Source organism: Williamsia muralis (assembly GCF_051487485.1).
GTDB lineage: Bacteria > Actinomycetota > Actinomycetes > Mycobacteriales > Mycobacteriaceae > Williamsia > Williamsia muralis_B.
The window spans coordinates 629,195-637,736 of record NZ_JAHVCV010000004.1 but is presented as its reverse complement, the minus strand read 5'-3'; the positions used below and the strand labels follow the sequence as shown (position 1 = coordinate 637,736).

Genomic DNA, 8,542 nt, shown 5'->3' with positions numbered 1-8,542 from the left:
ATGTAAGCATGAGAAAGCGGGTCTCCTTCGAGTAGCTGATGAGTGGTCAGAGACCATCAGCATCGAGGGAGACCCGCCCTCGTTGGCGGTGCCACACGGGTGGGGAATTTCAGTGAGCGTTACTGGGGAATTTCAATGAGCGCCGTCAGCCATTCCGATCTACGGCAACTTTGCCGATGCCCGCGACGCAGTAGCGCTCTGCGGGGCAACCACCGTGGCCGTCACCTCAGCAGAAGTACTTGGGCATTCTGCGATGCGCGAACTCTCGTGGGACCTCGAGGGCATGAATGTAGACATGCTTGTCTCGCCAGGAGTCGTCGACGTTGCCGGCCCGCGAATGATGGTTCGTCCAGTTGCCGGCCTGCCCCTGTTGCACATCGATAAGCCCCGATACGACGGTGCCAACCGATTCTTGAAGGCGGCGTTTGACCGTCTGGGCGCACTCGTTCTCATCATCGCGCTGACGCCAGTACTGGTCGTGTGTGCGATCGCGGTCAAGGTCGGGTCGAAAGGACCGATCTTTTATCGCGCCGAGCGCATTGGAGTAGGCAACGCCCCATTCGACATGTGGAAGTTCCGCACCATGATCGACGGTGCCGACCAGCAGAAAGCCGCTCTCGCACAGAAGAACGAGGGCTCGGGGGTGCTCTTCAAACTTCGGGACGACCCTCGTGTCACGCCGATCGGGAAGATCTTGCGCCGGTACAGCCTCGATGAGCTGCCGCAACTCTTTAATGTTGTGGGCGGAAGCATGAGTCTGGTCGGGCCACGACCGCCGCTGCGTGACGAGGTCGAAAAATACAGTGGCATGGTCACGCGACGGATGCTTGTGCGTCCCGGCATGACCGGTCTCTGGCAAGTGTCGGGGAGATCAGATCTTAGCTGGGAAGAGTCTGTGCGATTGGACCTGACCTACGTAGAGAACTGGTCGATTATGCAGGACGCGATGATCCTGTGGCGCACTGCGCGCGCAGTCTTGAGCAGTGATGGGGCCTACTAATGCGGTGGGTCAGCACAGGATTCTTATTAAGGTAGGGAGTTTATTGGCGGCGCTCAAACTGTATGCCGCCGGAGCCTTGTTACCAGATCAGTCGTGCCCAGTCTTGGATAACGCGAATATGTGGCACGCTCCCTCAGGGGTGCACAACCGGACTTATGAAAAGAGGTCATAATGCGGATGACGGTACTGGGAACTGGCTACCTCGGCGCAACTCACGCCGCTTGTATGGCAGAGTTGGGCCATGATGTGCTCGGCATTGATGTAGACGAATCGAAGATTGCCAAGCTGCGAGCTGGGGAAGTTCCTTTCTATGAGCCGGGGTTGGAGGCCCTCTTGAAAAAGAATCTCGCCACAGGTCGTCTTATGTTCACCGACTCGTACCAAGACGCGGCAGATTTCGCAGATGTCCATTTCCTCTCTGTCGGAACACCGCAAAAACGCGGCGAGTACGCCGCAGACCTTCGATTCGTAGATGATGTCATAACCGAACTGGCTCCGAAGATAGCGCGCGACTCGACGATTATCGGAAAATCCACTGTACCTGTGGGTACCGCGGAACGCCTCGGAGTACGAGCCCGCCAATTATCACGCGCTGGCATTGACGTCGAAGTCGCTTGGAATCCCGAATTTCTAAGGGAAGGGCACGCCGTCGAGGACACATTGCGACCCGACCGGATCGTCCTTGGAATTGATCGTACGAGCGAGGGAACCGCGGAATCGATCGCCAGGGAGATCTATTCAGCCGCACTAGAATCTGGCACCCCGTTTGTCCGAACTAATCTCGCGACTGCAGAGCTTGTAAAGGCTTCCGCAAATGCCTTCCTAGCCACAAAAATCTCATTCATCAACGCAATCGCAGAGGTTTGTGAGGCGGCAGGTGGGGATGTAACTGAACTGGCCGACGCAATTGGCCACGACGAGCGAATCGGAAGGAAGTTTTTAAACGCCGGCATCGGGTTCGGGGGCGGCTGCCTACCAAAAGACATCCGGGCTTTCATGGCACGAGCTGGCGAGCTGGGAGCCGACCAAGCGCTCACGTTCCTGCGCGAAGTTGACAACGTGAATATGCGGCGCCGGACACGAATGGTTGAAATGGCGCGGCAGACGTGCGGATCGTTTCTTGGCGCACGCGTTGCTATTCTAGGTGCAGCGTTCAAGCCGCACTCTGATGACGTCCGGGATTCGCCCGCGCTGAGCGTTGCGGGGCAGATCCAGCTGCAGGGGGCGGCTGTCAGTGTGTTCGACCCGCAGGCGATGGAAAATGCACGCATGCACTTTCCGACACTCGACTACCGATCGTCGATTGATGACGCATGTGAGGGAGCGGACGTTGTTCTAGTACTGACTGAGTGGCCAGACTTCGTGAACATGGATCCCGTGAGGCTCGCCACCATAGTCCGAACACCAAAAATCATTGACGGCAGAAACTGCCTCAACCGAACTGCTTGGAGAGATGCCGGCTGGAACTACCTCGGAATTGGGCGTGGGTAGCGTGGAGTTGGAGCAGTCTCTGGCAAACTGGTTGAAAAGAGCAGGCCGGTCGCCGGTTCATGCAGCGGGGCAAACTTCATTGCCAAGAACCCAAACCGTTCTCCATATCAGCGAGGCATTCGGCGGAGGAATACAGACGGCGCTCGCAGGGTACATTGAGCAATCGCCTTCATTCGATCATCGCATTTACGCCCGGTCGCGAAAGAGCGACACGGTCACAGGCCTAACTCGGCTGGAGAATTGCAGCCAGGAGATCGTCGATGTCGGCCTACATCGATTTCTGTGGGGAGCTGTTAGCGAGATCAGGAGAATCGAACCCGACATTGTACACCTTCATTCGAGCTACGCGGGTATCCTGCGGCTCGTTCCGACTCGGATGGGCAAAACCCTGGTCTATTCCCCTCATTGTTTCGCTTTCGAACGGCTCGACATCGGGAAGCGCAAGCGGTGGCTCTATAAAGCTATCGAGCGACTCGCGGGGTATAGGCGGCATACCATAGCTGCGGTCAGCCCGCATGAAGCGGAACAAGCTAGTCGACTCTCCGTCAGGGCCAGAGTTAGTGTGCTCCCTAATCGGCCTCACGGCTTTAAAGAGGATTCTGCCGTAAACCGCCTGAAGTCCAATGCAGTAACACCAAACAAGGTGGTCGTGACAGCAGGCCGGTTGACAATGCAGAAAGACCCGAGTTTCTTTGCCGCAGTAACGAACTACGTGTCAAGCGACGTGAAATTCGTTTGGATTGGAGACGGTGATCCTATCCTTCGTGGCAGTCTGGAACAGATTGGCATCACGGTTACTGGCTGGCTGTCGACCGAGAGGGTGGCCGAGGTCTTCTCTAATGCTGGCCTCTATGTGCACACGGCTCTTTGGGAAGGGGCCCCGATAGCTCCCCTTGAAGCACTTGCGGAAGGCGTACCTACGATCGCGCGCCAGCGCCAAGTGATCAACGGCCTTGGGTACACGACGTTCGGCGACGCAAATGAGCTGGGCTCCGCCGTCGACCGATTTTTCGCCGACCGTCAGTACCGTGATTTGATCATAGACAGCGAAGCTCTTCGCGCAATGAGCCTGACCGCAGACGCCCAACGCCTCGCTTTGCGAGATATATATTGCGTCGGACGATCTCGAATTGAACGCCCAGCTAAACTAAGCGAGGGCCGACCGACTGGAGAGGTGCATAAATGAAGGTTGTTGTGACTGGAGCGGCCGGGTTTATTGGATCGCATTTCTGTCAGCTAATTGCAGCCGACCCCAGGAACGAAATAGTAGGAATAGACTCGTTTACTGACTACTATGATAAAAGCTTGAAGCAGGTAAACCTGAGTTATATACCGCGCGCCAAGTTTGTATTCTTGGAGAAGGACCTGAATCTTGTTAATCTCCCGTCGGTTCTCGATGGTGCAGACGTGGTTGTACATCTAGCAGGACAACCCGGCGTTAGAAAGTCGTGGGGCGTGGACTTTTCGGACTACGTCAACAACAACATCGTGGCAACGCAAAAGCTGTTAGAGGCTGCGCGACAAACAAAATCGGTCCGCAAGTTTGTATACGCTTCCTCGTCCTCGGTGTATGGTGACGCGGAAGCGTACCCGACAGTGGAGACAGCGCTACCGTCACCCAGGAGTCCATACGGTGCGACGAAGCTGGCGGCCGAACACTTGTGCGGGATTTATGCGAGCAGCTACGGGCTCCCTGTCGTATCACTTCGCTATTTCACAGTGTTCGGTCCTCGTCAGCGTCCAGACATGGCGTTCACCAGGTTCTGCCGTGCGGCCGCGTCTGGCCACCCCATAACCATTTATGGAAGCGGCGAGCAAATCCGCGACTTTACTTACATCGACGATGTCGTCGAGGCTAATCGTCTCGCAATGACTGCCGATTGTGAGCCCGGCACCGTAGTAAATATTGCGGGTGGTGGAAACATTTCGGTGAACTCGACTATTGAACTCATCGAAAGCTTTGCCGGTGTCAAAGTGGAGGTCCGCCGTACCGAAGCTGCGCGGGGAGATGTCTACCGGACGGCAGCGGATACCCAAGCTGCGCTCGACAAACTGGGATGGGCAGCAAAGGTCCCTGTCGAGACGGGCCTTCGGCTGCAGTATGAGTGGGCCACGGAATCCATTAGTTTTCGGGCGGGCGCAGTATGAGCTGTACCATCGCGATACCTTTTACTGCGATAGACCGGAATCTTGAAATAGCAATTAAATCAGTCTTCGCCCAAACATCTTCGGATTGGTCCTTGCTGTTGGTGGCAGATGGTGTGCCCGATGTTGGGCGACTGGAGGCTATCGATGATTCTCGGGTGACCGTTGTAGGCAACCGGAACAGGGCAGGGTTGGCAACTCGATTGAACGAAATTGCTTGGCTCGCTTCAACAAGACTGCTATTCCGAATGGACGCCGACGACATAATGCACCCCCGGCGCCTCGAACTACAACGAGAGGTGCTTCACTCCGGCGGCTACGACGTAGTGGGCACTCGGTCGGTTATGATTGACTCCGCCGGCAAAGTTCGGGGGGGCTTCAATGAGCCCAGCCTACCGACTAGTGCTGCTGGCTTTTTGGCTAGTAATGCATTTTCGCACCCCACCGTCGCTGGCCTTACGGACTGGTTTCGAGCGAACCCGTACGACAAAGCGATGTTGCGCTGTCAAGACAAGGAACTCTGGATTAGAACCGCTGCGGCATCCAGCTTCTACAAGATGGATGACTCGCTGCTATTCTATCGAATAAATCAGGCGCTGTCCGCGGAGAAACAGGCGCTGTCTAGTAGATTTGATCGTAAGATCCTAAAGAAGTACGGACCTCGGACTGTCGGTCATGTCGCAACAACCCGTCTCGTCGTGAAGTCTCGGGTCAAGCAAGCAACGTTCGGATTGGGTTGCGCACTCGGGCAAAACGATAGAATATATATGCGGAAGTTTTCTACGCTAGACGCAAACGAGAGATATAGGCTCGACCAACTAATCAACAGTATTGAGCGGACTAAGATCCCAGGCTGGGCGCCCTTATGAGACCTGATCAGACTGCGGGGCCTGTCGTCGCCGACGTGTGTGCGGTGTCTGTTACTTACGGAAATCGTTCTGGACTATGTATGCAAATGGCAGACGCGGCGCTGGCAGCGGGCGCTGCACACGTTCTTGTTGTTGCGAACGGCTGCCCGAGGAACGTTGTCGAATTGCTCATGGCCCGGGCCGAGGCCGGACCAGACTTTTCTATCATACTGCTAGATCGGAACTTCGGATCATCAGGGGGGTTCAATAGAGGCATTCGGGAGGCTATCGCGCGGGGATGGTCGACCCTTTGGTTGCTTGATGACGATAATACGCCGGCTAAATCGTGCCTGAAACGCCAGATGGCCGTCATGGCGGGCCAAGACGCCGGTGTAGCGGTCGTGGCTAACCGCGTAATGAACATCAACCACAGGCGCCTAGCAAACGGTGAGGCGCCAGAGGCAGTTTTTGCACCACCGGGTTCGTTTTTGTATCAGGATCTCGGAAGGCGTCTGCGATCTCTTCTTAGTCGTAAACGGAAGGCCAGCGGCATCGTCACTCGCTACCGACCTATGCCCTCGCCCCCACGAGTGCCTGCATCCGAAATCAGCCAGGCTGTACAGATTCAGCTTCCGTACGCGCCCTACGGTGGGCTACTTTTGTCTGCCAGTGTCATCAGAAAGATCGGCTTGCCGGATGAATCGCTTTTTTTATACGAGGATGACACCGAATACACATCGCGAATAGTAAGTCTCGGCGGGAGTTTGCTATTCTGCGCGGCTGCGATCGTGGAAGAGGTTGACTCGAAGTGGACAGATGCAGCGAGTGGTTCGCGGTTCGCTGCAATGCTTCGATCGAGTGAAACGGATCGCTTCTTCTTCTCAGTGCGCAATCGTGTCTTCTTCGACAAGACCCGTTCAGTAGGTGCCGTTGAACGATTACGCTACGTTAGCAACAAGGTTGCCATCTCAATAGTTGTTATTGCTCTCAGCATTAGGACGCGAGACCGGTCTGTATGGAGTCGATACGCCACGGCAGTGAATGCGGGCGAGAAGCTCGCAAGGATGCCGTATCGGGAAGCGAGTTAGAGTGACAAGAATAAGTAACATTGCAGTTCTCTGCGATCTTGAGGCAAACTTGGGTTTGTTGCCACACAGAGAACTCAGCAAGAAGGACCTGCTGTCGTGCGTTCTGACTCTGCGGTTTGTATCAGTCTTTTTGTTTCGTGTAGCTCAAGCGGTCGGTCGTAGGACGACCCTAGTTGCGGGCATAATAAAGCAGTTCAATCAGTTTGTCACCGGTGCAGATGTGGCCTGGCAAGCTAAAATTGGCCCAGGGCTTATCTTGTACCACCCAAACGGTGTTGTAATAGGCCCGTTTTGTTCTGTCGGACACGACTGCTCGATTCAGCAAGGCGTTACTTTGGGCGGCAACGGGTCACGTGAGGGTGGCGCGACAACTTCGCCGACAGTTGGTTCGCGTGTCACGATAGGATCTGGAGCTAAGGTATTTGGTGCAATCCATGTCGACAATGACTGCATTATCGGTGCGAATGCCGTGGTTAACAGAAGCAGCGGTGGAACGGGCCGGCTCGCGGTTGGAGTTCCGGCGAGGTGGCGAGACCTAGATACCGGATCGGGTAGAAGTCGTGTTTGAACTGGTCTTGCTGACTGCCATCGGATTGGTCCTGTGCCGAGTGGCGGCCGATGATTGGTTGAATCCGTTTACCCTTTATTCCTGCACATGGGCGCCGCTGGCGTGCTACGCCTGGTACTTCGATCTTCTCGGTAACGGCGGAATTACTCAACGGGTCTCGGACGTATTACTTGTAGTCGGCGCGTCAGTGCTTGCAGGGACTATCCTAGCGGTTGTATTTAGGTGGACAGTTCCGTTGGTTACGTCCGGTAAGGACTTGAAACGGCTTGTGGTCGACGAATTGACACTGATGCGAATTCATTTGATCAGTAGCACTCTGCTCGTCTTGTATGGCATGTTTGAGGTGGGACGCTCGTGGGCGCTTGTGTCAGCCGCCGGTGGTTTTTCACAGATCTTTGGTGGGACGTCGGCGTCGGGAAGTGATTTTCGTAACCAACAGCTCGCAGAGCATATTAAGAACTCCGGCGATGCGTTCTCGGGCGGTTCAGCGTTGGTTGGACTCATCGGTTACATTTTATTTCTGGGGAATGTATCGGTATTTACTGGTGCGTTACTGTGGCGAACTGGTAAGCGAGTAGTTGCGCTCGTTCCGCTCTTGGTGACCGCGGTCTACGGCCTACTGACTCTGCAACGCACCTCTCTCGTGATTGCGGTATTGTTGTTCGTGGTGTCTATATGGCTTTTCCGAAGGACGAGAGTTGAATCGTCGGGAAGTCGAAAGGGATCTCCCGCAAGAACTTTCGTGATCTTTGGTTGGAGCGCAGCAGTCTTTTATCTTGCGCTGGTCCTTCCGTTACAGATCCGAAACCGCGGTACTGGGAACGCGACAGGTCTGCAATCGATCGAGAATTACCTGTTCTCCGGGTTTGCGGGTTTGGGTGTACGGCCCGAGATATCGGCGAGTTCGCTCCCGAGCGGGTCAAGTGCTATAGGTCATTCAGGCCCGCTTCCAGGTCTGGGTGCATACACCTTCGAAGGTGTGTATCGCATTCTGCGTCGTGCGGGTATCGACGTTCCGACAGCACCGTCCTTCTCGGATTATAGGACGACACGAATCGGCGAAAACATTGTCGAATCAAACACTGCAACAGGTGCGTCCGATTGGTGGTTCGATTTCGGTTTTATAGGCTTGATCGTAATTCCCGGACTTATTGCGCTCATCGGCATGTTACTTCTAGTACGTATTCGTGCGGGTAGCTGGTATATGGTGCCGGTCTGCGCATTTTTCTTTACTTCTACGTTGTGGTCTTTCTACGGAAATACGTTACTCTCAGACGCGAGGTATCCGGTGATGGTCGCCGGTGCGAGCGTTATTTTTAAGGCACTGACCGGTTACAGAGTATCTCAATCGAGATCGAGTCGGGCGGTCGCTAAAGGTGCCGCTGTTGTCTAGGATGAGCGT

Annotated in this window: 6 protein-coding genes and 1 pseudogene; all 7 read left to right on the top strand. The window is 55.1% G+C overall.

What is annotated here, in order from left to right:
- Positions 1-151: 151 nt before the first annotated feature.
- Positions 152-1,000 (top strand): annotated as a pseudogene (locus KXR83_RS14205) (sugar transferase); the annotation flags it as partial.
- 171 nt (positions 1,001-1,171) lie between these two features.
- On the top strand, positions 1,172-2,491 hold the full coding sequence (locus KXR83_RS14200) for a UDP-glucose dehydrogenase family protein (protein ID WP_437425352.1): 1,320 nt from the start codon (positions 1,172-1,174) through the stop codon (positions 2,489-2,491).
- Entirely contained in the window at positions 2,484-3,677 is a 1,194-nt protein-coding gene (locus KXR83_RS14195; RefSeq protein ID WP_437425351.1) for a glycosyltransferase, read from the top strand. The genes KXR83_RS14200 and KXR83_RS14195 overlap by 8 nt, the downstream gene beginning before the upstream one ends.
- Complete coding sequence (locus KXR83_RS14190) at positions 3,674-4,639, top strand: NAD-dependent epimerase/dehydratase family protein (protein ID WP_437425350.1); 966 nt, start codon at positions 3,674-3,676, stop codon at positions 4,637-4,639. The genes KXR83_RS14195 and KXR83_RS14190 overlap by 4 nt, the downstream gene beginning before the upstream one ends.
- The gene (locus KXR83_RS14185) at positions 4,636-5,505 is read left to right on the top strand and encodes a glycosyltransferase (RefSeq protein WP_437425349.1); all 870 of its coding nucleotides are present in this window, start codon (positions 4,636-4,638) and stop codon (positions 5,503-5,505) included. Before KXR83_RS14190 ends, KXR83_RS14185 begins: the two co-directional genes overlap by 4 nt.
- Positions 5,502-6,572, top strand: coding sequence for a glycosyltransferase (locus KXR83_RS14180; RefSeq protein WP_437425348.1), 1,071 nt, complete (start codon positions 5,502-5,504; stop codon positions 6,570-6,572). The genes KXR83_RS14185 and KXR83_RS14180 overlap by 4 nt, the downstream gene beginning before the upstream one ends.
- A gap of 560 nt (positions 6,573-7,132) precedes the next feature.
- The gene (locus tag KXR83_RS14175; protein WP_437425347.1) at positions 7,133-8,533 is read left to right on the top strand and encodes an O-antigen polymerase; all 1,401 of its coding nucleotides are present in this window, start codon (positions 7,133-7,135) and stop codon (positions 8,531-8,533) included.
- The last annotated feature ends 9 nt before the right edge of the window (positions 8,534-8,542 follow it).

Excerpts from the sequence above, each read along its gene's own strand:
- KXR83_RS14180 (WP_437425348.1), top strand. The coding sequence starts at position 5,502 with ATGAGACCTGATCAGACTGCGGGGCCTGTCGTCGCCGACGTGTGTGCG.
- KXR83_RS14185 (WP_437425349.1), top strand. The coding sequence starts at position 4,636 with ATGAGCTGTACCATCGCGATACCTTTTACTGCGATAGACCGGAATCTT.
- KXR83_RS14200 (WP_437425352.1), top strand. The coding sequence starts at position 1,172 with ATGCGGATGACGGTACTGGGAACTGGCTACCTCGGCGCAACTCACGCC.
- KXR83_RS14190 (WP_437425350.1), top strand. The coding sequence starts at position 3,674 with ATGAAGGTTGTTGTGACTGGAGCGGCCGGGTTTATTGGATCGCATTTC.